General features: G+C 69.6%; 23 protein-coding genes. 4 read left to right on the top strand and 19 right to left on the bottom strand.

Annotated features, from left to right (window positions below; genetic code table 11):
- Positions 1 to 81 precede the first annotated feature (81 nt).
- Positions 82 to 822, top strand: a complete 741-nt coding sequence (locus CIK71_RS12630; protein ID WP_158541993.1) for a sulfite exporter TauE/SafE family protein — start codon at positions 82 to 84, stop codon at positions 820 to 822.
- 166 nt (positions 823 to 988) lie between these two features.
- Here CIK71_RS12630 and CIK71_RS12625 read toward each other — a convergent pair whose 3' ends face one another.
- Both CIK71_RS12625 and CIK71_RS12620 read right to left on the bottom strand, forming a co-directional pair.
- On the bottom strand, positions 989 to 2,122 hold the full coding sequence (locus CIK71_RS12625; protein WP_096166038.1) for a Gfo/Idh/MocA family protein: 1,134 nt from the start codon (positions 2,120 to 2,122) through the stop codon (positions 989 to 991).
- Positions 2,119 to 2,943 carry a sugar phosphate isomerase/epimerase family protein gene (locus tag CIK71_RS12620; RefSeq protein WP_096166037.1) on the bottom strand — a complete coding sequence of 275 codons (825 nt, stop codon included), beginning with the start codon at positions 2,941 to 2,943 and terminating at the stop codon, positions 2,119 to 2,121. Before CIK71_RS12620 ends, CIK71_RS12625 begins: the two co-directional genes overlap by 4 nt.
- A 119-nt stretch (positions 2,944 to 3,062) precedes the next feature.
- Here CIK71_RS12620 and CIK71_RS12615 point away from each other — a divergent pair, with 119 nt between their 5' ends.
- The gene (locus CIK71_RS12615) at positions 3,063 to 3,689 is read left to right on the top strand and encodes a TetR/AcrR family transcriptional regulator (RefSeq protein WP_096166036.1); all 627 of its coding nucleotides are present in this window, start codon (positions 3,063 to 3,065) and stop codon (positions 3,687 to 3,689) included.
- A 6-nt stretch (positions 3,690 to 3,695) separates the two neighbouring features.
- Here the strand turns inward: CIK71_RS12615 and CIK71_RS12610 are convergent, their stop codons facing one another.
- The 5 genes from CIK71_RS12610 to CIK71_RS12590 are packed head-to-tail and all read right to left on the bottom strand — an operon-like array spanning position 3,696 to position 9,346.
- On the bottom strand, positions 3,696 to 4,526 hold the full coding sequence (locus CIK71_RS12610; RefSeq protein WP_096166035.1) for an ABC transporter ATP-binding protein: 831 nt from the start codon (positions 4,524 to 4,526) through the stop codon (positions 3,696 to 3,698).
- Positions 4,523 to 5,431, bottom strand: coding sequence for an ATP-binding cassette domain-containing protein (locus tag CIK71_RS12605; RefSeq protein WP_096166034.1), 909 nt, complete (start codon positions 5,429 to 5,431; stop codon positions 4,523 to 4,525). The genes CIK71_RS12610 and CIK71_RS12605 overlap by 4 nt, the downstream gene beginning before the upstream one ends.
- On the bottom strand, positions 5,428 to 6,507 hold the full coding sequence (locus CIK71_RS12600) for an ABC transporter permease (RefSeq protein WP_096166033.1): 1,080 nt from the start codon (positions 6,505 to 6,507) through the stop codon (positions 5,428 to 5,430). Before CIK71_RS12600 ends, CIK71_RS12605 begins: the two co-directional genes overlap by 4 nt.
- Position 6,508: 1 nt before the next feature.
- Complete coding sequence (locus CIK71_RS12595) at positions 6,509 to 7,519, bottom strand: ABC transporter permease (protein ID WP_096166032.1); 1,011 nt, start codon at positions 7,517 to 7,519, stop codon at positions 6,509 to 6,511.
- A 9-nt stretch (positions 7,520 to 7,528) separates the two neighbouring features.
- Positions 7,529 to 9,346: an ABC transporter substrate-binding protein gene (locus CIK71_RS12590; protein ID WP_096166031.1), complete on the bottom strand. Its 1,818-nt coding sequence runs from the start codon at positions 9,344 to 9,346 to the stop codon at positions 7,529 to 7,531.
- A 317-nt stretch (positions 9,347 to 9,663) separates the two neighbouring features.
- Here CIK71_RS12590 and CIK71_RS12585 point away from each other — a divergent pair, with 317 nt between their 5' ends.
- Entirely contained in the window at positions 9,664 to 10,392 is a 729-nt protein-coding gene (locus CIK71_RS12585; RefSeq protein WP_096166030.1) for an MgtC/SapB family protein, read from the top strand.
- A 72-nt stretch (positions 10,393 to 10,464) separates the two neighbouring features.
- On the opposite strand, the gene CIK71_RS12580 is transcribed toward CIK71_RS12585, so the two are convergent.
- The 11 genes from CIK71_RS12580 to CIK71_RS12530 all read right to left on the bottom strand — a co-directional run bounded on the left by CIK71_RS12580 (position 10,465) and on the right by CIK71_RS12530 (position 22,996).
- Complete coding sequence (locus tag CIK71_RS12580; protein WP_096166029.1) at positions 10,465 to 12,387, bottom strand: FAD/NAD(P)-binding protein; 1,923 nt, start codon at positions 12,385 to 12,387, stop codon at positions 10,465 to 10,467.
- The gene (locus CIK71_RS12575) at positions 12,384 to 13,313 is read right to left on the bottom strand and encodes an ABC transporter ATP-binding protein (protein WP_096166028.1); all 930 of its coding nucleotides are present in this window, start codon (positions 13,311 to 13,313) and stop codon (positions 12,384 to 12,386) included. The genes CIK71_RS12580 and CIK71_RS12575 overlap by 4 nt, the downstream gene beginning before the upstream one ends.
- The gene (locus tag CIK71_RS12570) at positions 13,310 to 14,398 is read right to left on the bottom strand and encodes a FecCD family ABC transporter permease (RefSeq protein WP_096166027.1); all 1,089 of its coding nucleotides are present in this window, start codon (positions 14,396 to 14,398) and stop codon (positions 13,310 to 13,312) included. The genes CIK71_RS12575 and CIK71_RS12570 overlap by 4 nt, the downstream gene beginning before the upstream one ends.
- Positions 14,395 to 15,465 (bottom strand): ABC transporter substrate-binding protein, encoded by a 1,071-nt coding sequence (locus CIK71_RS12565; RefSeq protein ID WP_096166026.1) that lies wholly within the window; start codon positions 15,463 to 15,465, stop codon positions 14,395 to 14,397. Before CIK71_RS12565 ends, CIK71_RS12570 begins: the two co-directional genes overlap by 4 nt.
- A gap of 54 nt (positions 15,466 to 15,519) precedes the next feature.
- Positions 15,520 to 16,731: a peroxidase-related enzyme gene (locus CIK71_RS12560; RefSeq protein ID WP_096166025.1), complete on the bottom strand. Its 1,212-nt coding sequence runs from the start codon at positions 16,729 to 16,731 to the stop codon at positions 15,520 to 15,522.
- Positions 16,732 to 16,852: 121 nt separating this feature from the next.
- A complete protein-coding gene (locus CIK71_RS12555) occupies positions 16,853 to 17,839 on the bottom strand; it encodes a LacI family DNA-binding transcriptional regulator (protein WP_176485643.1) in 987 nt (328 codons plus the stop codon).
- Positions 17,840 to 17,859: 20 nt separating this feature from the next.
- Positions 17,860 to 19,041: a Gfo/Idh/MocA family protein gene (locus CIK71_RS12550; RefSeq protein WP_096166023.1), complete on the bottom strand. Its 1,182-nt coding sequence runs from the start codon at positions 19,039 to 19,041 to the stop codon at positions 17,860 to 17,862.
- Entirely contained in the window at positions 19,038 to 19,844 is an 807-nt protein-coding gene (locus CIK71_RS12545) for a ThuA domain-containing protein (RefSeq protein ID WP_096166022.1), read from the bottom strand. The genes CIK71_RS12550 and CIK71_RS12545 overlap by 4 nt, the downstream gene beginning before the upstream one ends.
- A gap of 35 nt (positions 19,845 to 19,879) precedes the next feature.
- Positions 19,880 to 20,740 carry a carbohydrate ABC transporter permease gene (locus tag CIK71_RS12540; protein WP_176485642.1) on the bottom strand — a complete coding sequence of 287 codons (861 nt, stop codon included), beginning with the start codon at positions 20,738 to 20,740 and terminating at the stop codon, positions 19,880 to 19,882.
- 5 nt (positions 20,741 to 20,745) lie between these two features.
- Positions 20,746 to 21,663: a carbohydrate ABC transporter permease gene (locus CIK71_RS12535; RefSeq protein WP_096166020.1), complete on the bottom strand. Its 918-nt coding sequence runs from the start codon at positions 21,661 to 21,663 to the stop codon at positions 20,746 to 20,748.
- Between the two features lie 13 nt (positions 21,664 to 21,676).
- Positions 21,677 to 22,996 carry a sugar ABC transporter substrate-binding protein gene (locus tag CIK71_RS12530; protein WP_096166019.1) on the bottom strand — a complete coding sequence of 440 codons (1,320 nt, stop codon included), beginning with the start codon at positions 22,994 to 22,996 and terminating at the stop codon, positions 21,677 to 21,679.
- Between the two features lie 405 nt (positions 22,997 to 23,401).
- Here CIK71_RS12530 and CIK71_RS12525 point away from each other — a divergent pair, with 405 nt between their 5' ends.
- Complete coding sequence (locus CIK71_RS12525) at positions 23,402 to 24,955, top strand: DUF1846 domain-containing protein (protein WP_096166018.1); 1,554 nt, start codon at positions 23,402 to 23,404, stop codon at positions 24,953 to 24,955.
- A 432-nt stretch (positions 24,956 to 25,387) separates the two neighbouring features.
- Here the strand turns inward: CIK71_RS12525 and CIK71_RS12520 are convergent, their stop codons facing one another.
- Positions 25,388 to 26,140, bottom strand: a complete 753-nt coding sequence (locus CIK71_RS12520) for a ZIP family metal transporter (RefSeq protein WP_096166017.1) — start codon at positions 26,138 to 26,140, stop codon at positions 25,388 to 25,390.
- Positions 26,141 to 26,185 lie beyond the last annotated feature (45 nt).

Below are 26,185 nucleotides of genomic sequence, written 5' to 3'. Positions count from 1 at the left end.
GAGCGATGCGCGGTGTGCGAGCCTGGTCGGCGGTGCCGCCGACCAGCGACGCATCCGTGACATCGGAGAGCGAGGTGCGGAGTGGACGACCCCGGCCTGCTCCTCACTCTCGGCATGGCGCTGAGCGTATGCATCGGTGCTGTCTCCCAGCGCGCCACCGGGATGGGCTTCGCGCTGCTGTCCGCCCCGTTCCTCGTGCTCGTGCTGGGTCCGCTGCAGGGCATCCTCGCGGTCAACGCCGCCTCGGTCCTCGCCAATTCGCTGATCCTGGTGCAGGTGTGGAGGGACGTGGACTGGCCGCGCGCGAAGCTGCTGGTCCCGATGGGGGTGGTGGGCGTCCTGCCCGGCGCCGTCGCCGTCGAGCTGCTGCCGGAGGCGCCGCTGACCATCGTGGTCAGCCTCCTGGTCGTGCTCGGGCTCGGCGTCACGATCCTGCTGCGGGGCCGCACGGTGCCTCCGTCGGCCGCGCTGGGAGCGTCGGGCGGCTTCGCCTCGGGCTTCATGGGCGTCACCGCGGGTGTGGCCGGGCCCGGCGTGGTGGTCTATGCCCGCGCCACGGGTTGGGAGCATCGCCATTTCGCCGCCACCGCGCAGCTGCACGGGTTGGTGCTCGGCATCGTCTCGCTCGCCGCCAAGCGTGCTCTGCCGTCCTTCGAGCCCTCGGGCTGGATCGCACTGCTGGTCGCGCTGCTCGTCGGCCTCCTGGTGGGAGATCGTCTCTCGCGTCGCATCGACGGCGCCTCCGCGATGCGCGTCGTCGTCTTCATCGCGATGGCTGGAGCCCTCCTCGCTCTGGGGCGCGGCGTTCTCGCCGTCCTCTGAGGGCGCTCCGCCGTATCGCCGCATGGCCGTCAGCACTGTCCGCTGTGCACAGTCCGCAGTCCGCAGTCCGCAGTCCGCAGACGACGAGGCCCCTGCCTCCTCCCGCCGACGACGGGGGTGACAGGGGCCTGTCCACGGCGAGGTCGAGTGCACCTCGCCGGTCAGCTCACAGGGTGCTGGCGAAGGGGTCGAAGTCCTCGGCCACCAGGGGCACCTCGGAGACCGAGCTGTTGACGGCGACGAACTCGCCGGAGGCCGCGGACTCCTCGGCCGAGAGCATCACGTCGAGCACGTGATAGCCCACCTCGCCGCTGGCGACATGGGGACGGTCCTCGGCGATCGCGCGGACCATGTCCAGCAGGCCCGTGCCGCGACCGGCGACGACGCCCTGCTGCGGCACCTCGATCCACTCCTGCTCCGGCGGAGCCTCTCCGAAGGACTCGAACGGCTTCACGTACGCGATGCGCCCCTCGAACATGTTCGGATCGGGCACCACCAGCGAGCCCTCGGTGCCGTGGATCTCCACGATGCCCTGACGGGCGAGCGGCGAGTCGAAGCTGACCAGCGAGTTGCCCTGCTGGCCGCCCTCGAACTGCGTGAGCACGGAGATGGTGGAGGGCACCTCGACGGGGAAGGTGTCCCCCGCCTTCGGGCCCACCTGGATGGCGCGCTCGGTCTGGGCGCGCAGGCCCATCGCAGCGACCTTCTCGACCGTGCCGAACAGGCTCACGAGCGTGGTGAAGTAGTACGGGCCGATGTCCAGCAGCGGCCCCGCACCCTTGGCGAACAGGAAGCCGGGGTTCGGGTGGAACACCTCGGGGCCCTGCCACTGCATGGAGGTCTGCGCGAACAGCGGGCGGCCGATGGTGCCCTTGGCGATCTCGCGCTTGGCGGTCTGCACGCCCGGGCCGAGCACGGTGTCGGGCGCGCAGCCCACCCGCAGGCCGGCCTCGTCGGCCGCCGACAGCAGCGCCGACGTGGACTCGCGGTCCAGGCCCAGCGGCTTCTCGGTCCACACGTGCTTGCCGGCCGCGATCGCGGCGGAGGAGATCTCCGCGTGGACGGCGGGGACGGTCAGGTTCACGACGACCTGGATCTCCGGGTGGTCCAGCACGACCTGTGCGTCGCCCCAGGTGGGGACGTCGTACTTCTCGGCCTGCGTGCGGGCGCGCTCGAGGTCGAGGTCGCCGACGGCCAGCACCGTGACATCCGGGAAGGAGTTCAGGTGCTCCAGATAGGTGTCGGAGATGACGCCGACGCCGATGAGGCCGACGCCGACGGGACCGGTGGGGGCGCTCATGCTGCGAGGCCCTTCTCGATGAGGAAGCGGTAGCTGTCCGCGATGTCCTCGAAGACGTCGCCGGGAGCGTTGTCGTACTCGATGACGGCGTACTGGAGGGCGCTCGCGGCCTGGAGCGCCTCGATGGTGGGCACGTCGCCGTCGCCGGCGTGACGCTGGTCCAGGCTCGAGGAGTCGAACTTGGGGGCATCGGGCGCGAAGGGGTTCGAGGCCGGGGCGACGCCGTCCTTGACGTGGATCGCGACGAGGCGGTCGCCGAGCTTCTTCACGAGGCCCACGGCGTCCTGCTGGCCGGCCAGCGCCCAGAACAGGTCCAGCTCGATCACGACGGAGGGGTCGACGAGGTCCAGGAAGCGCTCGTAGGCGGTCTGCCCGTCGAACGAGGCCACGAATTCCTGGGCGTGGTTGTGATAGCCGACGCTCAGGCCGAACTCCGCGGCCTTCTCGGAGGCGGCGTTGAGTCGATCGGCGATGTCCTTCACGCCGTCCTCGGTGAGCCAGCGGTCTGCGGCGACCATCGGCTCGATGACGGTCTTCATGCCGATCTCGGCGGCGGCCTCGAACACGACCTCGTTGGCCGGGGTGGGGATCGAGCCGTCCGGGGTCCACAGCTCGTCGGAGAGCAGCGGGGCGTGACCGGTCGGCGAGGTCAGGCCGGCCTTGTCGAGAGCGGAGCGGATCTCCTTCGGGCGGCGCACGAAGTCGAACGCCTCGACGGTGCGCAGTCCGATGGCGGCGAGCTTGTCGAGGGATCCGTTCATGTCCGCCGAGAACTCGGCGGCCAGCGAATACAGCTGGATGGAAGCGATGGGCAGGGCCACGGCGAACCTTCTTTCTGGCGTCTATCGCCCGCCATGCCGCACGTCACGGTGGGGGCGTCGTGGGAAACGCTAGCACGCAAATCCTCCACCCGGAGGTTTTGTCCCGGTAGCATTCGGACATGTCCCCCGAGGAATCCCCCGCCCCCGCCGCACTACCCGTCATCGGCCGTGCCGGCTCCTACTCCAAGGGCGTGGCCCGCCGTCAGGAGATCCTCGAGCGCGCGATCGAGGTGTTCCGCGATCGCGGCGCCGACGGCACCTCGCTGCGGCGCATCGCCACCGCGATCGGCGTCTCCCATGCCGCTCTCCTGCACTACTTCGATTCTCGTGAGCAGCTCCTGGTCGCGGTCTACGAATACGCGGAATCCAAACGGGACACCGCCAAGACGTACGGCGATTCGATCTCCGCGCTCGAGGTGCTGGTCAAGGCCGCGATGATCAACGTCGGCGTCCCGGGGATGGTGGAGCTCTACACGACGCTGGTCGCCTCGTCGCTGGCGACGGAGGGCTCCCCCGCCAACGAGTTCTTCAGCGCGCGCTTCGCCCGCATCCGCGCGGAGCTCACCGAGCGTCTCCAGAGCGAGCAGGCCGAAGGACGGATCCGCGACGACGTGGACGCCTCCGACATGGCGGCCCTCATCATCGCGGCCTCCGACGGTCTCCAGATCCAGTGGCTGCTCGAGCCGTCGATCGAGCTCGAGCGCACCTTGGAGACCTTCGCGGTGCTGTTCGCCCCGCGGCCCTGATGGTTCTCAGGGCTTGAGGCTGCCCCGCAGGTCCGGGACGTCGGAGAGCAGGCGCCGCGTGTAATCGCCCTGCGGGGAGAAGATGACCTCCTCGGTGGTGCCCCGCTCGACGACCCTGCCGTGCTCCATCACCGCGACCCGGTCCGCGAGGTAGCAGGCCTGCCCGATGTCGTGGGTGATGAACAGGACCGTCAGCCCGAGCTCGTTGCGCAGATCGTGCAGCACGTTGAGCACGTTCACCCGCAGTGTCGCGTCCAGCATGCTGGTGGCCTCATCGGCGAGGAGCACCTTGGGCCGCATCATGAGCGCCCGGGCGACCATCACCCGCTGGCGCTGCCCGCCGGACATCTGGTGGGGGAACTTGTGCAGCACCTCCTTCGGACGCAGGTCGACATAGCCGAGGCACTCCTCGATGAGGGAATCCGCCTCGTCCTTCGAGATCTTGGCCAGGGCCAGGCTGCGACGGAGCAGCGACCCCACCGTGAAGAACTGGTTGAACGAGGCGAAGGGGTCCTGGAAGACCGCCTGCACCTCGGTCCAGTACTCCCTCAGGTCGCGCCCTTTCAGATGGGTCACGTCCTGGTCGCGGAAGGTGATCGTGCCGGAGGTGACCGGCATCAGCCGCAGCAGCATCCGGGCCAGGGTCGATTTCCCGGAGCCGGACTCCCCCACCACGGCCAGCACGCTGGCTTCGGGGAACTCGAGGCTGACGTCGTCCACCGCCGTGATCGTGCTCCCGGCGACGGAGAACTCCTTGGTGACGTTCTGGCAGGACAGCAGGATCTCTCCGGACGTCGCACTGCGGGTGATCATGTCGTCGGCGCGGGACTCGCTCATCGCTCGCCCACCTCCTCGGGAGTGACGGGTGCGGACCGGCGGGCGATGCCGCGCGCCCTGGTCTCCTGGCTGGGGTCGAGCACGGAGCCGAGCAGCTTGCGGGTATAGGGATGCTGGGCGTCCTCGACGAGCTGACGGGTGGGCCCGGATTCGACGATCCGGCCCGCGTGCATGATCGCGAGCCGGTCCGAGACCTGCGACAGCACCGGGAGGTCATGCGTCACGAAGACGACCCCGGACATGATCCGCTGCTCGACCATCTCCAGCAGCATCTCCACCAGCATGCGCTGGCTGGAGACGTCGAGCGCGGAGGTGGGTTCATCGGCGATGAGCAGGCGGGGGTTCTGCAGCGTGGAGATCACGGTGATCATGCGCTGCTTCATCCCGCCGGAGAGCTGGTGGGCGTAGGAGTCCAGCACTCGCACCGGCATCTCGAGCATCTTCAGCCGCTCGCGCGCCAGGTCCAGCGCCTCGTCCTTGGTGATCCTCGGGTCATGAGCACGCATCACGTCCTTGATCAGGCTGCTGATGCGCAGTGTCGGGCTGATGGAGTTCATCGCGCCCTGCGGGAGCATCGACACGGTCCGACCCCGATAGGGGCGGTGACGCTTGACGTCGTCGTGCGAGAGGGTCGACAGGTCGATCGTCCCGTCGTCGATCTCGAGGGTGCCGGACAGGACGTACAGCGGAGGCGCGGCGATCATCGCGAGCGCGTTGCCCAGCGTGGTCTTCCCGCAGCCGGATTCCCCGGCGAGGCCCAGGACCTCGCCCTCGCCGAGTGCGATCGAGACCCCGTCGACGGCGGTGAAGTCCTCCTCGCCACCGCCGTAGACGCAGCGGATGTTCTGGGCACGGGCAAGGACTCCCGTGGACGACGGCGCGTGCTGCGGACGCTCGGTGCTCATGACGGCTCACCTGCTCTCGATCGTTCGGAATGGTCGGGGGCAGGCCCTGCCTCGTCGCTCGCCTCGTCGGCGGCACCGGTCTCGTCGCTCGCCTCGTCGGCGGCACCGGTCTCGTCGCTCGCCTCGTCGTTCCGCTCGAGCAGCTGACGGGCTTCCGCGGCGCGGCGCGCCGCGGCCTGCTTCATCTGCTTGCGCTTGCCGCGGCGCAGGCGCGGATTGAACACCTCGTCGAGGCTGGCCTGCAGGAGCAGGAAGCCGAAAGAGACCAGGGTCAGCACGATCGTCGGCGGCAGGAACGCCCACCAGGCGCCGCTGGCCACGGCCTGGAACGCGAGCGACCAGTGCAGCTGGGAGCCCAGGGAATCGGCCCCGGAGGGACCCAGGCCCAGCATCGACAGCGCCGCTTCTGCCAGGATCGCGCCGGAGACCTGCAACACGAACGCCATGACGGTGTACGACAGGATGTACGGCAGGACGTCCTTGAGCAGGATCCCGGGCAGCCTCGCCCCGGAGAGCCGGGCCACGTCGATGTGCTCCCGGGTGGCGACCGACGAGGCCTGGGCGCGCACGGCCCTGGCCGTCCAGGGCCAGGAGGTGATGCCGATGACCAGCGCGAGCGACCAGATGGTGCTGTTGGGCAGGGACATCGAGATGAGGATCAGCACGACGATGGCGGGGATGGCCAGCACCACGTTGGTGACGCCCATCAGGAGCTCCTCGAACCAGCCTCCGACGTAGCCGGCCAGCAGTCCGACCGTCACGCCGATGGTGGTGGCGACGACCCCGGCGACCAGCCCGATGATCAGGGAGGTGCGGGTGCCGGCCATGAGCACGGCGAGCACGTCGTGACCGAAGTTGTCCGTGCCCAGCGGCAGACCGCCGCCCGGCGCGTCGTAGAGCGAGCCGACCTTCTCCCCGGGACCCGTCGGATAGACCAGCCCCGCCAGACCCAGGACGATCACGAAGACCACCAGGACCAGGGAGACCCAGAACCGGCCGGAGAAGTTGAAGGAGCGCAGCGTATTGGCCCGGGGAGCGGCGGTCTCCTCCGCCATGGGCGTGTTCACCGTGGACATGTCACTTCTCCCCGGACTTGGCCGCGCGGATGCGCGGGTCGATGATGCCGTAGGCGATCTCCACCGCGAAGTTCGCCAGCAGGACGGCCACGGTGATGATCAGGGTGACGGCCTGGATGACGGGATAGTCGTTCGCGGCGATGGCGTTGAACAGCAGCGTCCCCACCCCCGGATAGCTGAAGACGAGTTCGGTGATCAGTGCGCCCCCGACCAGCGTGCCGATGGCCAGCGCGAGCCCGGTGATCTGGGGGAGCATCGCATTGCGGAAGATGTACTGGGTGATCTTGTTGTCCCGGATGCCCATCGCTCGCGCGTAGCTGACGTAGTCGCCGCCGAGCTCGTAGATGGCCATGGAGCGCATGCCCACGGCCTGCCCTCCGATGAAGACGACCACCAGGGACAGGAAGGGCAGCCAGTAGTAGCTCAGCGCATCCCAGAGGAAGGCGACGCTGAACTCCGGTGACAGGCCCAGCGAATACGCCCCGCCCACGGGGAAGACCCCGGCGACCACGGCCAGCACGTACAGCAGCAGGATCGACAGGCAGTAGTAGGGCATTGCGGAGAGGAACAGCGAGGTGGTGAAGACCGAGCGGTCCCAGTTGCCGCCGCGGAACGCGGCGATGGCCCCGATGACGTTGCCGAGGATCCATCCGATGAGGATCGCCGGCAGCTGTACGGCGATCGACCAGGGAAGCGCCTGGCCGACGAGATCGTTGACCGCGGCCGGGTAGTACGCGAAGGACGTGCCGAGGTCTCCGGTGAAGACCTTGGCGAGGTAGGTGAGGAACTGCTGCCCCAGGGACTGGTCCAGGCCGAATTCCTGGACATAGCTCTCGTACACCTGCTTCTGCTGCTCGCTGGTGACGCTCCCTCCGCGGGAGAGATTCGAGACGATGACGTCGACGGGGTTGCCCGGGACGAGCCGGGGCAGCAGGAAGTTCAGGCTCACTGCTGCCACCAGCGCGACCAGGTACCACACCGTCTTCTGAGCGATGTAGCGGCCGAGTTTCACGAAGGTGCCTCAGTCGCCGATCTTCTTGAGCTGGAAGATCCACTCGTTGCCGGCGCCGCGGAACATCGGCGGCGCATAGTCGTTGTCCTCGGTGGGCCAGTTGGACCAGTTCGATGCGTTGAACTCGAAGAACTCGTCGGGCCGGTACATCAACGGGAAGGCGGGCACCTCGGACCGGTACAGATCATCCAGCGCCGCGATCGCCTCCTTCTTGCTCTCGTCATCCGGTGCCGCGGCGGCGGTCTCCAGCAGATCGTTGATCTCGCCGTTCTCCCAGCGGGAGAAGTTGCGGTACGCCGTCTCGCCGAGCGGGGCCATGTCGACGTTGCTCATCACATCGCTGAAGCGCTGCCACGGCGCCGCAGGGTTGGTCCCGGCGACGTACCAGCAGGCCATGTCGAAGTCGCCGTTCTGGATGGCGGACGTCGTCTGGGCCTCCTGCGGGAAGTTCGTGGTGGCGTCGACACCGATGTCCTGGAAGTTCTTCGCCACGATCTCGAGGGCGGCGTTCCAGTCGGTCCACCCCTGCGGGGTGATCAGCTTCCACGGGCCGAGCTTCTCGCCGTCCTTGGCGTAGAAGCCGTCGGACCCCTTCTCGTAGCCGGCCTCCTCCAGGAGCTCGGCGGCCTTGACGGCGTCGAAGGCCCAGCCGTCGGCCTCGGCCTTGTCACGATCCAGCCACTGGTCCTCGGCGCCGTCCGGGATCACCAGCGAGGCGAGCACCTGGGAGGAGTAGCCCGACATGGCGGTCTCGGCGATGGACGCATAGTCCACGGCGTAGGCCAGCGCCTTGCGCACCGCGGGATCGTCCAGACCCGGCTTGGTGGTATTCATCAGGAACATCGGCATCGAACTGGGCACGAAGTAGGGCTCCTCCCGCAGGTAGGTGCCCACCGGTTTGCCCGCTTCCCACATCTTCGAGATCTGGGGGACGAACTGCTGCATGACGTCGAGCTCGCCGTTCTGGAACTTGATGTTCCCGTCCTCGTTGGACTTGAAGATCGGGTGGATGATCTTCGACATCGCCGGCAGGCCGCCGTAGAAGTCCTTGCCCCAGTAGTCGTCATGACGGGCGAGGATGATCTGCGTCTGATCCGCGAGCTCCAGCGTGAAGGGACCGGTGCCCATGGCCTCGTCGGTCTCCCAGCTCGCGACCTTGTTGCCGGTCTCCTCGGCGGCCTTCTCGAACACGGCCTTGGGCACGATGTACTGCTGGGCGAGGGTCGCGAGCACGGCGCCGACGTTCTTGCGCTCCGCATTGATCGCGACGTTGAGGGTGTTGCCCTCGGCGGTCATCTCGTCGACCTCGGTCCAGAAGGATGCGATGCCCAGTCCGGGGTCGATCTTGCCGAGCTCGAAGGTGTAGAGCACATCGTCGACCGTGAGCTCGGACCCGTCGTGCCAGGTGATGCCGTCCTGGAGCGTGAGGGAGATGGACTCGTTCCCGTTCACCTCGTGCGAGGCCGCCAGTCCGGGCAGCAGCTCGCCGGAGACGATGTGGAAGCGCAGGAGGGTCTCGTAGATGTACTGGGCCACGTTGCCGGAGGCCGGCCACGCCGGCGATCCCGCGAAGGTGTTGAAGTTGGTGGGCGGGCTCCACTGGAACCCGGCGATGAAGAGCTGATCGGCGCCATCGCCGGAGCGACCGCTTCCCGCCTTTCCGTTGTTGCCGACGCCGACGAGTTCCTCGCCGCCCCCTCCACTGCCGCCGCCGGTGGCTCCGCCGCACGCTGCGAGCGCTGCGACGGACCCGAGTGCTCCGGTGGTCGCCAGGAAGCGACGTCGTGATGTGCCTCCGAGGTGCCGGGGTGAATCCTGTGCGGTCATGAGGGGCCTGCCTCTCCGTGTGCGCCCCGCCATCGGGGCTCGGGTCACCGTTGATCCGTGAGACAGATTCAACCCGTCCCGGACCGGAAACCTCCACTGGTAGGCGTTACGTTCCGATAACGATATGCTCCACGTCACAGCGTGAATCGTTTGGGCTCGGGCGGTGTCGCCGTGGCATCCCTCAGGGCGCGGCGTCCCCCTTGCGGGACGGGACGCGGAAAGGCCTCTGCTACGTTGGCGAGGGCGCAGCCGAGGGTGCTGGATCCGCTTCCCGCGCACTATCCGGCCGCGCCGGGACGTGAGGAGGTCCTGTCCGCATGGAGCCACTGGTCGGTCTCATCACCGACACCACCGCCGTGGAGTTCGAGCTGCTCCTGGTCGCGTTCGTGCTGTGCTCGCTCATCGGTCTGGAGCGCCAGCTGCGGCAGAAGGCCGCTGGGTTCCGCACCCATGTGCTGGTGGGGATGGGCTCGTGCGCCTTCACCCTGGTGTCCGTCTTCGGATTCTCCGCGGTCCTCGGGGACGACGTCGTCCTGGACCCCTCGCGCATCGCCGCGCAGATCGTCTCCGGGATCGGGTTCCTCGGCGCCGGCGTCATCTTCAAGGGGCGCAACGTCGTGCGCGGCCTGACCACCGCGGCCACCATCTGGGTCGCCGCGGCGGTGGGCATGGCCTGCGGCGCCGGCATGCTGTCGCTCGGCGTGCTGCTGACCGGCCTGCATCTGGTGACCCTGTTCCTGGTCGCCCCGCTGGTGCGCCGGCTCCCCTCCCCCGACTCCAAGCGGCTGCTGCGGATCACCTACGCCGACGGCGCCGGGGTGCTGCGCGACGTCCTGGAGGTCGCGACGGCGATGGGCTTCACCAGCTCGATCGAGCATTCACGCCGCACCACCGAACAGGGACGGCGGTTCGTGATCATGGACATCCGCTTCCACGGCCGGCCCCCGATGCGTGACCTGATCCCCCAGTTCATCGAGCTCGAGGGCGTCGAACGGGTCGCGCTGCGCGCCAGCGGCGAGGACTCCTACGACGACGAGCAGGATTGAGACGCGCAGGCTCGAGCCGAGCAGGATCTAGCCGGCGCCCCCGACCGTTCCGAAGCGCACGGAGACCGGGGCTCACGCGTCGAGCGTCGCCATCCTGCCCGCCATGATCTGCTTCGCGGCGATATCGGCGCCGGCCAGCAGCGGCGAGGGCACTGTCGGGCTCGCGCCGATCGCGCTGCCGGGCTGCGTGCTCGAGGCCGGGATGCCGAGCACCACGACGGAGCGATCCACCGTGCCGTCGGCCGCGACGAGATGATGGCCGCCGGGCACGCTCTCGGAGATCTCGGCACCGGTCGCCTCGAGGCTGTGGGTGGCGATGCCGCCGACGCAGTGGATGCGGGCGCGGCCGCTGTCCAGCAGGGAGCGCAGCAGGGGGTCGTCGGTGTCCGGGATCTTCCCCTTGGACATCCGCGTCTCCAGCAGCACACGGGCGGTCGCGACCTTCCCGGTGAGCGGCGACGCGGCACGGAACCGCCCCTCGTGCTCGTCCGCCTCGAGCACCATGCCCGGGCCGAGCAGCTCGATCACGCCCGCCTCGATCAGGCTCAGCACCAGGCGCACCCGGTCCGCAGGCGGGCCGGAGGCCAGGGCGAGCGAGTCGCCGTCGAACCATCCCAGGACGTCCCGCGCCAGGGAAACGCCGCTGAAGGCGCCCTTCCGGGTGAGGCGTCCGATCTGCCGGCGCAGGGCGCCCATCGCGCCGTTGACCGCGGCGCGCGGATGGCGGGCAGGATCGGACATCGACCCGAGCTCGTCCTCGATCAGGCGCGAGACCAGGGCACGCCATTCCTCGGCGTCGACCTGCTCGCCGGCGGTGGGACGGTGCAGCTCGTCGATCGTCCACGTCCAGCGGGCATCGCCGATCGCGGCCTCGAGCACCCCGTCGACCTCCTCCTGCGAGGTGGCCTCGTCCAGCGCCGACATCCACAGCCCGGTCACCGCGCCGGGCGCGTAGGCGGTGAGAGCCTCGAGATAGACGCGGGCGAACTCGCGAGCGACCACGGGCCACACCTCGGCGGCGAGGTCGACGTCGGTGCGGGCTGCGAGCTGCTCGAACCAGTCGGCAGTGGCCCAGCGCGCGGTGAAGGGACGCACGGGCCGTCCGCCGTCCGGCTTGGAGCGATAGGGCACTCCACGGCGGGAGCCCACCACGAGACGGGGCTCGCGCCCCGAGGGCGCATAGTGCAGGCGTCCGCCCGGATCACCGGCGACGGGTTCGACCCGGCCGCCCCACTCCGCGACGAGCTCGCCGATCACGTCGAAGAAGTTCGCACCCAGACCGCGCACCAGCACGGTCTCGCCATGGGGAAGGCCGGTGTACTCCCGCTCGGCGGGCATCCCGGGCTCCGCATAGCGCAGGCCGAAGCGCTCGGCGACGTCGACGAGGTGGTCCACCTCGACCGAGCGGCGCGCCTGGACCATGCCCTGCGCGAGCACGACGGTGGGCGCGCCGAACCGGCGGCCATCGGCGAGCACGACCCCGGTGAGCGACCGCTCACCCTGATCGTCGACGCTCGAAGCGAGGTCGACGACGATGCCCCGGACCTCCTCGACCTCGACATGGCCGGAGCTGATCGCCGCGTCGAGCTGGTCCCGGAAGTAGACGCCCTGCAGGCGACGGCTGGGGAAGCTCGCGCCGACGAGGTCGCGGGCCTCCTCGAGCACCCACGGGGCGTGGTGATGCACGCCGCGGTCCGCGACGCTCCGCGCCCACTGCACGAGGTCCGGCCCGGGGGCTGCCGGCCCGCTCATCGGCGTGGACTCATCGGGGTGCACGGTCGTGGCGTCGGCCTGCGTGTTGTTGAGGTACTGGGCGGGCTGGCCGGTCAGCCAGGTGGCACCGGCGCCCACCTCGAGGGCGTCGATCACCACCAGTCGCGCCGCAGGGCCCCCGTCGGCGGCGACGCGTGCGGCGGTGCGCAGCACGGTGGCCACACCGCGGGGCCCGCCGCCGACGATGATCGCGTCGACGATGCTCAGGTCGGGGTCGGTCATCGAGCGGCCGCCGTGGACGTCGCCGCAGGCTGCTCCGTGCGCACGGACCGCGCGGTCTGCCCTGAGTGCACGGTCTGCCCCGCGCCCACGATCCGCCCGGCGCGCACGGTGCCGTCGGCCTCGAGCTCGTCGAGACGGGAGCCGGTGCGCGTGAAGCCCTCGGCGTCCACCCGAGGCCGCACCTCGACGCCCTCCTCGCCCACGGCGACCTCGACGTCCACCTCGTAGACGGTGCGCAGCACCGGGGCGCTGAGGGCCTCGGCGGGAGCGCCGTCCGCCGTGATCCGACCGTCGTGCAGCACGATCACCTGGTCGCAGTACCGGGCGGCGTGGTTGAGGTCGTGGATGGCGATCAGCGCGCTGATGCCCTCCTCGCGGGTGATCTGGCGGACCAGCTGCAGGGTCTCGATCTGGTAGCGCAGGTCCAGGGCGCTGGTGGGCTCGTCCAGCAGCAGCACGCGGGTGTCCTGCGCGAGTGCCCGGGCGATCAGCGCTCGCTGGGCCTGGCCGCCCGAGAGCTCGGACATGCTGCGCTCGGCCAGCTCCTCCAGCCCCATGCGGACGATCGACTCCTCGACCCTCGCGCGATCCTCCGCCCGCGGGGCGAGGCCGAAGTGCGGGGTGCGCCCCAGCATGACGGCCTCGCGCACGCTGAGGTCGAAGGGAGCGTCCCCGGCCTGCGGCACGTAGCCGACCACTTTGGCCAGCTCGCGCCGCCCCATCCCAGCGGTCTCGCGCCCCTCGACCGCCACCCGGCCGGAACGGGCTCGGTGCACGCCGGCGATGGCCTTGACCAGGGTGGACTTGCCCGACCCGTTGGGGCCCAGCAGGGCGCAGAAAGCACCGGGGGCGACCTCGAAGGAGAGGTCATCGAGGATCTTCCGCGTGCCGTAGGAGAAGGACAGGTGGTCGACGGTGAGGCTCACTTCAGGGTGTTCCTTCGCGTGAGGATGAGGTAGATGAACACGGGGCCGCCGATGAAGGCGACCACGATGCCGACGGGCACCACGGCCGGGGCGATGACCGTGCGGCCCACGGCGTCGGCGACCAGCAGGAGCAGACCGCCGGACAGCGCTGCGAAGGGCAGCAGGTGTCGGTGATCGGCCCCGATCGCGAGGCGGGCGATGTGCGGGCCGACGAGACCCACGAAGCCGATGATGCCGCAGAAGCTGACCACGATGGCGGCGAGGGCGACGGACAGGGCGATCAGGCCCACCCGCACGGGGCCGACGTTCACGCCGAAGCTGCGGGCGGCGTCGTCCCCTGCGAAGGCGATCGCATTGAGGTCCTTGGAGAACCAGAGGGTCACGGGCAGCGCGACCGCGGTGACGATCCCGACGATGAGCACGTCGCGCCAGGCGGCGTCGTTCACCGAGCCGAAGGTCCAGCGGATGATCGCCTGCAGGGTGTTCTCGTTCGCGGTGAACTGGAGCGCCGAGGTGAGCGCCTCGAAGATCTGGGTCATCGCGATGCCGAGCAGCAGCAGCGTCGCGACGGCCATGCGGCGGGCGGTGGCGATGCCGAGCACGAGGGCGGAGACGGCCAGCGCCATCACCATGGCACCGGCGATGGTCGCCCAGGCCGGCAGCTGGTTGGTGCCGGCGACGGTGATCACGAGCGCGGCGCCGAAGGCGGCCGCTGGGGAGACGCCGAGGGTGAAGGGGCTGACCAGCGGGTTGCGCAGCAGGCCCTGCATGAGCACGCCGGAGACGGACAGCGCGGCCCCGGCCGCGAACGCGAGCAGCACCCGCGGCAGGCGCAGCTGGGTGATCACGGCATAGGAGGAGGCGAAATCAGCGCTGATGGTGCCGCCGATGATGCTCACCCGGATCGAATGGACCACGTCGCCGAGACCCACTCCGGCGGTGCCGATGGTGACCGAGACGAGGAGGGCGAGCACGGAGACGACCAGCCCGGCTACGAGGATGATCGACGTGCGCAGCTCGTGCCGGCGGACCGGGGCCGGCGCGGGAGCGGATTCGGCGCGGCGCCGCTGCAGGGTGGTGGTCATGCCTGGGGCCCCTGCACGTAGTCGGCGGGCGCGGAGAGCTCGGTGTCCTGGAACTCGGTGACCCAGCGGGTGAGGTACGCGCCGGGGTCCACCCCGTCGAGCTCGTCGGGGTGCAGCCAGCTGGCCAGGTAGAGCGCGCCGATCGACTTGCCCAGCGCACTGGTGGCCCAGCCGTTGGCGATCGCGACGTCGCCCGCGGCCAGGGCGGTCATCCCGGACCAGCCGGGACGTGCGGCGAGGTCGTCACGGATGTCCCCGAAGCGGTCGACCGGTTCTGCGGAGGGCTCGAACTCGTGGATCACGAACTGCGGATCGCGCAGCACGACCTCGCTGGGATCGACGGTGAGCTCCTCCTGGGCATCGCCTCCGGAGGCGTCGTCGAAGATGTTGGCACCGCCTCCGGCTTCGATCATGGCGTGGAACCCGGAGCCGGGCAGGGTGGTCAGATACGGCTCGACGGTCTCGAAGTAGACCGGCACGGGGTCGACGCCCTCGAGGCGTTCCTCGAGCACGTCGGAGATCTCGGCGCGGAAGTCGAGCACCTCGGTCGCGGCGGCCTCGGCTCCGAAGACCTGCCCCAGCAGGCTGATCGTGTCATCGGTGACCTCGGTGTCCCAGGCGGTCGCGACGACCAGGGGGATGCCGAAGGGCTCCAGCTGCTCCTCGGCCTCCTGCCAGACGGCGTTGCGCGGGAGGATCACCACGTCGGGCTCGAGCTTCGCGATCGCTTCGTAGTTCAGCTGGTCCAGACCCTCGGCGATCACCTGGTCGTCCTCGAGGGCGAGGTAGGGCAGGCGGTCCAGGGAGGCCCGATCCACCCCCACCACCCTGTCCCCCGCGCCGATGGCGCGCACGAACTCGTTGGTGTAGCTGTTCACCACGACGGCGCGCTGCACGGCGCCGGCAAGGACGACCTCGCGCCCCTGGTCATCGGTGATCGAGAGCTGCGCGGACGCGTCCTTCTCGCTGCCCTCCACGGTGACCTCGCCGCAGGCTGCGAGGGCCAGGACGGGCAGGCTGGCGACGGCGGCGCCGAGCACGGTGCGACGGCGTAGTGGTGTGTTCATGGTTCCTCGAGGTCGTGCGGGCGGGGCGGGGATGGCTGGTCGGGCGGCGCCGGGTCAGGCGGCGGCCTGCTCGGCGTCGGGCAGCGAGGGCTCACCGAGGCTGAGCATGAGGCGGTTCGCCCAGGCGAAGAAGGCGGCCGCGGTGAGGAGGTCGGCGATCTCGGTGTCGGTGATCTCCAGGGCGCGCAGACGCTGCACGGCCTCCGTGCTCAGCGTGGGGCGAGGGCGGGAGAGCTCGGCGGCCACGGTCACCACGGCGGCCCAGCGCTCCTCCAGCCCGGCGCTGAGCGGGGAGAGGTCCGCGGCGATCCAGTCGCCGTCGCGCTCGAGGACGACGGCGAGCAGGGCGTCGACGTCCTCGGGGCGCTTGGAGAATCCGGCGGACTTCCGCGCATGCACGGAGGCGCAATAGATGCAGTCGTTGACCTTGCTGGCCACGGCGGCGGCCAGCTCGCGCTCCGCCTTGGGTGCACCGTCCCGTGGCAGGAAGATCGCGTTGTCCAGGGCGCTGCGCGCCGTGGTGATGCCGGGGGTCAGCGACAGCATCCGGAAGTAGACGCTGTTCGTCGAGGCCTTGGAGGCGAAGGAGCTGCGCTGGATCTCCGTGAGCTCCTCCTCGGTGGGGACGGCGATCCACGGCTCCCATTGCAGGATGTCGCGGGTGAAGCGGGTGGGACGTGCCCGGCCGGTGACGGTGCGGCCCCCGTGCTCGGCCACGCGACCCCGGGTGCGCGGGGCGCGCGCAGGGGCATCGGCGGTGGATGCTGCCTGTCCAGCCAGCGCGGCGAGGCCGGCGACGAGCCGCTGGAGGTAGCTCTCGAAGGAGACCAGCTGGCTGATCAGCACGGCGACGGGGGCCTCGATGCCGGCGGCGCGGAGTCGTTCCTGCTCCTCGCCGGTGGCGAGCGCCGGGGAGGTCGACAGCAGGTCGACGTGAGCGCGCAGCGCGTTCAGCGCGTCGGCGTCCAGACCGTGGAGAGCAGAGGTGATCGGGTCCGCGGCAGTGAGCTGCGGGTCGGCCCCGTGCGAGCGATGCCATTGGGCGAGAGGTGCGCTGCCCTGCCAATCGGCCGTCACTGCGGCGAGGGCGTGCAGCACCGGCGCGGGCAGCTGCTGCTCGGTGCGATAGAGCGCGTCATAGGCCTCGCGGGTGTGGGTCAGGACCTCCGGACGCAGCACCGTGAGCAGATCGCACGCTTCAGGGGAGTCCGTGAGGACCGCGGCGAGGATCTGGTGGGCATCGGAGTCGCTGAGCTCTTCTGACATACGCACATCTTATGCGTCCCCAAAGCGCGGTTGAGGCGAGCCGTGCGTGCCTCCGGTCACCCTGCGGGGCGCCGATCGGGGTGTCGTCCCGGTCGTGCAGCGGAGGGGCTCGCACGACAGGTCAGCCCTCCACCCAGCGTGGCTCGACCAGCGTGATCCTCGGTCCCGCACCGTCGACCTGCAGCAGCCGCACCAGCTCGCGGACCGCGAGCTCGCTGATCTCGACCCGGCGCGGATCGACCTGCGGGACCGAGGCGAGCAGCGGGCTGACGTCCACGAGATCCTCCCCGCTCAGCGCGATGAACAGGCGGGTGTCGTCCACCAGTGCACCGGTCGCGGCCATCGCGAACAGCACCTGCCGCACTCCGTTGATCCCGAACAGGGCGGTGCGCTCGTTCGGTGCGGTGAGGCGCAGCGCCCGGTCGGGCACCTCGGCGAGGGGGCCCGTGTCGAGGACCACCTCGAGCTCCTCCTCGCCCGCGGCGTCCTCGATCCCGTCGAGGAACCGGGAGACGTCATTGCGCTCGCGCTTACGGCTCGGCGCCCCGAACAGCAGCAGGCGATCGCACCGCTCCTCGATCGCGCGCTCGACGATCATCCGTCCGAGCATCTCGAAGTCGAGGTCCACGACGGAGCCCTGCGGGAACTCCTCCGGTTTGCCGAGGGTGACGAAGGGAAGGCCCGAGTCGAGCACCGGGCCCACCCGTTCATCGAACCTGCCCAGCTCCATGAGGATCAGTGCCTCGCACACGCCGGTGCGCACCACTCGGCGGATGCCTCCGGCGCCCTCCTGAGCCGTGACCAGCAGGATGTCGTAGCCGTGCCGTCGGGCCTCGCGGGCGATCTCGCCGATGAAGACCATCAGCACGCCGTCGTCGGCCTCCGCCTCGGGAACCATCAGCCCGATCACTCCACTGCGCTGGGAGCGCAGGGTGCGGGCTCCGGAGTTGGGGTGATAGCCGAGCTTGTCGATGGCGTCCTCGACGCGAGCACGGGTGCCGTCGGAGATGGGGCGGGAGCCCGTGAGCACGTAGCTCACGGTGGACTGCGAGACACCCGCCAGCCGCGCCACGTCCTGGCTCGTCGGCGGCTTCTTCCTCCCCGTCACGACTCCCACCTCTCCCCTGGTCACCCGATGCTCAGACCCGCACGTCCAGTCTTCCACGCCTGCAGCGCCCGGCTGCGCCCGTCAACGGAATCGAGTGCCCGGGCCCCCTCGAGGGCTTCGTCCAGCAGATCGGCCAGCTGCACGCGCTGCCCGCTGTCCACGGAGCGCACCGCCGCCTCGACGATCGCCTGGGTCCACACGTTGCCGTGCACCTCGGAGGCGGGAGTCGGGCCTCCCCGCAGCGCGGCGCAGAACTCGGCCAGAGAGGCGTCGAGCTCCCAGCGGGCGTCCGCCGCGGGGGCACGGCCGACGATCTGCTCGCCGTCCGCGGGACACGCCGTCGGCGGCGTCTCGCCGTCCCAGGCCACGGAGCCGCCGCCGCAGCTGAGGGTCCACTCGCCGTTCCAGCTGGTCTCAACTCCGGGAGAGCACCAGGAGCCCGAGAACGTGTGCACGGCGCCGCTGTCGTACGTGATGACGACGGTCGCCGCGGCGTCCCCGGCGTACCAGCTCCAGGACGGGTTGTAGGAGGTGGCGGTGACCGAGACCGGCGTGCCGTCGATCAGCACCCGTCCGGCATCGAAGGCGTGGATCGCCATGTCGATGATCAGGGGGTGCGCCATCTCCTCGCGGAACCCGCCGAAGCGAGGTGCCTTGGAGAAGCGGGTGTTCACGATGCCCGCGCTGCCGAGGGAATCGGCCAGGCGTCGCGCCTCGTGGAGGTGGGGATTGTGGCGTCGGGACTGCGAGACCGTGAACAGCTTCCCCGTGGCCTCGGCGTGCCCGGCCAGCGAGACCGCCTCGGCGAGGGTCGCCGCGCAGGGCTTCTCCCCGAGCACGGGCAGCCCGGCGTGGAGGGCATCGGCGGTCACCGGATGGTGCGCGGCGGGGATCGTGACGTCGATGACCGCTTCGGCCTGCGCCCTCTGCGCGACGTCGAGCGTGTCCGTGCCGGTGGCGATGCCGGCCTGCTCCGTCGTAGGGACCACCTCGGCGACCGCTTTCGCCGCGGCGCCGTCGATCACGTCGACCACCCCGACCAGGCGGGCGGTGTCGCTCCTGAGGACGGTGGAGATCCACGCCTTCCCCATGCCTCCCGCGCCGACGACGACCACCGGGACCAGCGCGCCCTCCCCGGGGGCGGGCACGGCGGGTACTGCGGCCGCTGCGGGCACTGCCGTGGGTTCGCTGGCAGCGCTCATGCCTGCTTCCCCGCCGCCTCGGCGTCGCCCACGCCCTGGCCGCTCGCTCCGGTGAGGAACCAGTCGGTCTCGTAGCGGTCCAGGAACGGCACCTCGCGGTCGCCGGCGGCGGGCCGCGCCCAGTCCACGCCGTTGGCGATCACGCGGCGCACGTCCTGGTGCTGGTAGACGGGGTAGTCCTGGTCCCCGGGGCTGAAGTAGAAGATCTTGCCCTTGCCGCGGCGGAAGGTGCAGCCGGAGCGGAACACCTCTCCCCCGCTGAAGGAGGAGACGAACACGAGCTCATCGGGCACCGGGATGTCGAAGTGCTCGCCGTACATCTCCTGCTCGGGGATGACGATCGGATGGGGAACGCCCTCGGCGATCGGGTGGCTGGGGTTCACGGTCCACACCAGCTCTCGATCGGCCTCGTTGCGCCAGCGCAGGGTGCAGGTGGTGCCCATCAGGCGGGTGAACGGCTTGGACCAGTGCCCGGAGTGGAGCACCACCAGGCCCATGCCCGCGAGGACGTGCTTCTGGACCCGTTCGGCGACCTCGTCGGAGACCTCGTCATGCGCCATGTGGCCCCACCAGGTCAGCACGTCCGTCCGGGCGAGGACCTCCTCGCTGAGGCCGTGCTCGGGATCATCCAGCAGGGCGAAGCGGGTGGCGACGCCGTCGCCGAGGTTCTCGACGATGCCGTCGCGGATCGCGGCGTGCATGCCCTCGGGGTAGAGGTCTCGCACGCGCTGGTCGCGCTGTTCGTGGCGGTTCTCGCCCCATACGGTGACGCGCAGGGGCGCAGGGGTCGTGCTGGAGGTCATGGGATCAGGCCTTTCGTCGTGTGAGAGGGAGGAGGTCACTTGACGGCTCCGCCGGTGGCTCCGGCGGCGACGTACTTCTGGGCGACGATCATGAGGATCACCGCGGGCAGGGAGGAGAGCACGGCCGTGGACATCACGGCGCTCCAGTCGGTGTCGTTGGTGCCGATGTAGGTGTACAGGCCCAGCGTCACCGGTCGGATGGTCTCGCCGGTGGTGAGGGTCAGCGCCATGAGGAAGTCGCTCCACGCGAAGAGGAACGAGAAGATCCCGGCGGTGATCAGCGAGTTCTTCGAGACCGGGAGCACGATCGACCAGAAGGCCCGCACATGCCCGCAGCCGTCGACCCGGGCCGCCTCGACGATCGAGGTCGGGAAGGTCTCGAGATAGGCGCGCATGATGAGGATCGCGAAGGGGATCCCCTGCGAGGCATCAGCCAGGATCAGCCCCGGGATCGAGTTGATCAGGCCCAGCGGGGTGTACACCGTGTACAGCGCGTTGGCGATCACGATGCCCGGGATCATCTGGCTGATCAGGACCAGGAAGAGGAGCGCGGCGGTCCCCTTGATCCTGAACTGGGCGAGCGCGTAGGCGCAGGGTGCCGCGATCACGATCGACAGCAGGCAGGCGCCGACGGCGACGATCACCGAGGTGACCAGGTTCTGGCCCTGATCGGCGATCGCGCGGGAGTAGCCGGAGAAGTCGGGGTCCAGCGGCAGCCACTGCGTGTTCAGACTGTTGCCCGCCGGGGCCAGAGAGGCGTTGAGCATCCAGTAGACGGGGAACAGCATGATCGCGACCAGGACGATGCCGATCACGGTATGGATCCAGGAGCGGCGGGGTCGCCGGCGGCGAGGGGTCGCGGTCAGGACGGGGGCGGAGTGGGTGGCGGTGCTCATCGCGGTCATCCGTTCTTCGCGGCGCGGGCATTCGCGCGCAGGTAGACGATGCTGAAGGCCAGGGCGATCACGATCAGGACATTGCTCAGCGCCGCGCCCTGGCCGAAGTCGAACTCGACGAAGCTCATCTCGTAGCTGCGGGTGGCGAGGGTCTGGGTGGCGTTGGCAGGGCCGCCCCCGGTGAGGCCGATGATCAGGTCGAGGACCTTGATCGTGTAGATCACGCCGAGCAGCAGCACCACCGAGACCACCGGGCGCAGCATCGGCAGGGTGATGTGGAGGAAGGACTTCCAGCCGGTGGCGCCGTCGAGCTGACCTGCCTCGTAGAGCTCGTCCGGGATGGACTGCAGCCCGCTGTACAGCAGCACCACGTTGAAGGGGATGCCCAGCCAGATGTTCACGATGATCACGGCGATCAGAGCGGTGTCGGAGCTGTTCAGCCACGGGATCGGGTCCGAGATCAGTCCGATCCCGGAGAGGAACTGGTTCAGGGCGCCGTTGTCCTGCTCGAGGATCCAGCGCCACACCGCGGCCGAGACGATCATCGGCAGCAGCCACGGCAGCAGGAGCAGGGAGCGCAGGAAGCCCGACAGCGGGAACCTCTTGCGGAAGTACAGCGCCAGCCCCATGCCGAGCACGAACTGCCCGATGATCGAGCCGACGGTGAACAGCCCGGTGTTGGACAGCGCTCGGAGGAAGATCGGGTCGCTGAAGGTGGCTGCGTAGTTGTCGACGCCGACGAAGGGGGCGTGACCGTTGAAGAAGGTCGCGAAGTCGTAGGCCTGGAAGCTCATCACGACGTTCTTGAGGATCGGGTACCCGAAGAACGCGATCATGTAGAGGGCCGCGGGCAGCACGAACGCATAGCGGACCAGGAGGTCCGAACGGTTGCGTGACCGGCGGCGGGTCTGGATGGCAGTCATGTCTCTCCCTCGCTCAGCTCACGGTCCGGGCGGCCTCGTCGAACGCCTCGGCCGGGTCGGTGTCGTCCACGAGCACGCGCTGGTTGGCGGTGTAGATGGCCTTCGCGGTGCGCGGCCAGTCGGGTCCCAGCTGCGCGGTGCGGGACCGGGCGGTGGAGACCTGTTCGACGAAGGTGCTCAGGTCCGGGTTCTCGCTCGCGAACTGCTCGGCGGCCTCGACATCGCCGGGGATCGTCGACCGCTCACCGGCCATGTAGAGCTGGTTCTCCGGGGCGACGAACGCCTTCAGCAGGGCAGCGGCGTTCGCCTGCCTCTCCTCGTTCCCGGTCGCGGGCACGGTCCACACCTCGCCGCCCAGCGGCGCCACCGAGTCCTCTCCGAGGGCCGGAACGGGGATCGTGGTCACGTCCCATTCGAGATCGGGGGTGTCCGCCTCCAGACCGGCGATGTTCCAGGGCCCGTTGACGACCATCGCGGCGTTGCCGGCCTTGAACTGGTCCATCGCGTCGCCCTGACCCCAGTTCACGACGGAACGGGACACGCTGCCTTCGCGGATGAGGTCAGCCCAGAGCCCGCTCGCGCCGAGGACTCCCTCTCCGTCGAGGTCGGTCTCCTCGCCTCCGTTGGACCACATGAACGGCATGAGCTGGAAGGTTCCCTCGTAGCTGGCGATCGCCGAGAAGGCGAGGCCGTAGCGGTCCTCGGTGGTGAGCGCCGCCGCGGCCTCCCGCAGCTCGTCCCAGGTGGTCGGAGGCTCCACGCCGGCCTCCTCGAGAGCCGTCACGTCGTAGAACAGGGCGATCGTGTTGACGGTGGGGGCGATCCCGTAGAGCTCTCCCTGGTACATGCCCAGGTCGGCGACGGCCGGCGTGAGCCCCTCAGCGCTGATCCCGTACTGCCCCAGGGGCGCCAGGGCTCCGGAGTCCGCGACCTGCTGCACGTTGGGATTGTCGAGCATCAGGAGGTCCGGCATGGTGCGTGAGGATCCCATCTGCAGCACCTTCGCCACGAGCTGGTCGCCGGGAACCCTCTCGCGGGAGAAGGTCAGGCCCAGGTCGGCGGCGCACTTCTCGAAGGTCCCGTTGATCGCGACGTCGTCGGCCGGGGTGTTGTAGTAGTCCACGATCCTGATCGCTGTGGGGTCCGACCCCCCTCCGTCGGAGGCGCATCCGGCCAGTGCCAGGAGGCCGGGCACCGACAGCGCGCCGAGCGCGAGGGCCCGCCGCGTCGGCTCGACACCAGCGCCACGGTCACGGGGATGGCCGGCCGGACCGGGAGGGCACGGCGCGGTGTTCCGGGTCGGGGTCGGGGTCGGGGTCGGGGTCGAAGGCATCGTCGTCCTGCTTCCTCTGGACTCCCGACTAGGCATCGATTCGTATCGACACTCGGGAGATTCGTCGGCGGTGGCGAAGGGTGGGATCAGCCGCGGCAGCTGCCTCGCGCTCCACCGTGGAGTCGGGCCGCTCGCAGCGATGCCGCACATCCTGCCCCACACAGAAGCACGACGCAAGGGTTCAGCATCCGGCGAGCCGTCGCGACCCCCGGCCACCCAGCTGTCACGCCTGCTCATCGGCACACCTGGTCAACCGCTATCGATACCAATCAACAGTTACTGAGACAGCGGCGGATCGGGGCGTCCAGCACCCCCCGCACCCCGGATCCTCCGCTGCGGGCGTCACCTCTCACAGGCCAGCCGCGCCGCCGCTCGACAGAGGGTCTTCGGTGCTAGCGTGCCGGGGTGACTGCTTCGGATCCCCGTTCCCCCGCATCGTCCACCACCTCCTCCGTGGAGGCCCGCGGGAGCGGCGTCGTCGGCTTCGATCGTGAGCGCTACATCGAGATGCAGTCCCGTCACATCCAGGAGCGCCGCGACCAGATCGGCGGAAAGCTCTACCTCGAGATGGGCGGCAAGCTGTTCGACGACCACCACGCCGCGCGGGTGCTGCCGGGCTTCACGCCGGACAACAAGATCGCCATGCTGGAGCGGCTCAAGGACGAGCTGGAGATCATGGTGTGCCTGAGCGCGAAGGACCTCCAGCGACAGAAGGTGCGTGCGGACCTCGGCATCTCGTACGAAGACGACGTTCTGCGCCTGATCGATGTGTTCCGCGAGCACGGTTTCCTGGTCGAGAACGTGGTGCTCACCCAGCTCGAGCCGTCCAACCATGTGGCGCTCGCTTTCGTCGAGCGCCTGGAGCGACTGGGCCTGAAGGTCGCCCGCCACGGCGTGATCCCCGGCTATCCGCAGGACACCGACCGGATCGTCTCGGAGCGCGGGTTCGGTGCCAACGAGTACTCGACCACCCAGCGCGACCTGATCGTCGTCACCGCGCCGGGCCCGGGCTCCGGCAAGCTCGCCACGTGTCTCTCGCAGGTCTACCACGAGCACGCGCGAGGCATCCCCGCGGGCTACGCGAAGTTCGAGACCTTCCCGATCTGGAACCTGCCGCTCGAGCACCCGGTGAACCTCGCCTACGAGTCCGCGACCGCCGACCTGGACGACATCAACCTCATCGACCCGTACCACCTGGCCGCCTACGGCACGCAGGCCACCAGCTACAACCGCGACGTCGAGGTCTTCCCGCTGCTGCGCACCCTGCTGGAGAAGCTCACCGGTGCGTCGCCCTACGCGTCCCCCACCGACATGGGCGTGAACATGGCCGGGCACTGCATCGTGGACGACGCGGTATGCCGCGAGGCCGCCCGCCAGGAGATCATCCGCCGCTACTACAAGGCCGCGGTGGACGAGCGGATCAACGATCTCGACGACGTCGTCTCCCAGCGCGTGGCGATGGTGATGAGCAAGGCGGGCTGCCGGGTCGAGGACCGCGCCGTGGTGCGGCCCGCTCTCGCGGTCGAGGAGGCCACCGGCGAGCCGGGCTCGGCGATGCAGCTGGCCGACGGCACCATCATCACCGGCAAGACCTCACCGCTGCTGGGGTGCTCCGCGGCGATGGTGCTGAACGCGCTCAAGCATCTGGCCGGCATCGAGGACACCGCGCACCTGCTCTCCCCCAGCTCGATCGAACCGATCCAGACGCTGAAGACCGATCACCTGGGCTCGCGCAACCCCCGCCTGCACACCGACGAGGTGCTCATCGCCCTGTCGGTCTCCGCCTCGACGGACGATCACGCCCGGCGCGCGCTGGATGAGCTGCGCAGTCTCGCCGGCTGCGACGTGCACACCACCACGATCCTGGGGACCGTGGACGAGGACATCTTCCGCAACCTCGGCATCTCGGTCACGTCCGAACCGCGTTTCCAGCGGAAATCGCTATATCACAAGCGCTGAGGCGGTCCTCCTTCCGGCGGCACTGCACTGCCGGCTGACCATCCGGTCGCTCTCCGCGACGACCTGCGGCGACACCCGAACACGAGGTCGTCCGAGCGCCTCTCGATCGTTTCTCCGCCCATCTCTGCCTAGGCTTCAGAACCTCTCGGGACACCCCGAGGGGTCCTCTCCGTGAAGGAGTCCTCATGCGCAAGGCAGTTCTGCCCGTCAGCATCACCACGATCCTGCTGGTCATCATCATCCTGATCCTGGTCTTCTGATCAGGATCAGGAACGGCGACCTCGCGTCGCCATGATGGGATCCTGACCGATCGTCGGCCTCCGCCCGGGCTCCGGGTCGGAGGCCGACGACTGTCACCCCGGGTCAGGGCGACGAGATCGGCGCCTGCCCGGGAGGCCGTCGCCTCGAGCGGTCCGTGCGTCGCGCACCCGATCACCCCATCGCATGCAGCGTCAGCGCCGCGAGGAAGCCCAGGGTCGCGAGCAGTCCCGAGTAGAGGGAGTCCTCGGCGAAGGCCTCCGGGATCATGGTGTCGGTGATCATCGCGAGGATCGCTCCTGCCGCCAGCGCGTTCACGACCGCGAGCGTGGCCGGCGCCGCTCCGTCCAGCAGTGCGTAGCCGGCCAAGGACGCGATGCCCGAGGCCAGGGCGATCGCGCCCCAGATCCCGAACACATAGAGTCGGCTGCGACCCGCGGCCTTCCAACCGGCGCTGCTGGAGAGCCCTTCGGGAACGTTGGAGATGAACACGGCGGCGAACATGGGCACGCTGAATCCCGGTCCGGCGAGCACGCTCAGCCCGAGCACCATGGATTCGGGCACCCCGTCCAGCAGGGCGCCGATCGCGATCGCTCCCCCGCTGCCGCTCCGGTCCGCCTCGGAGGGCTGCTGATCACCGGAGCGCTTGCGATGACGGGCGCCATAGCGGGCGAGCAGGAGGTTCAGCCCCACGTAGATGACCGCTCCGGCGAGGAACCCGCCGCTGGTGGCGGCGAGGCCGCCCTGCTCCATCGCGTCCGAGACGAGCTCGAAGGTGAGGGCGGAGATCAGCACCCCGGCACCGAACGCCATGATCCCGGCGACGACGGCCCCCGGGACCTTCAGGAACCAGGCGACCGCGCTGCCCAGCAGCAGGGCACCGCCGGCCACGAGTCCGGCGAGCAGGGCGAGCAACCACGGAGCCATCCGGTCCCCTTCGTCCACGACGAGATGTGTACGGCACCGACCATA

It is taken from the genome of Brachybacterium alimentarium, assembly GCF_002332425.1.
Lineage (GTDB): Bacteria > Actinomycetota > Actinomycetes > Actinomycetales > Dermabacteraceae > Brachybacterium > Brachybacterium alimentarium.
This window is presented reverse-complemented; position numbering and strand designations above follow the sequence as displayed.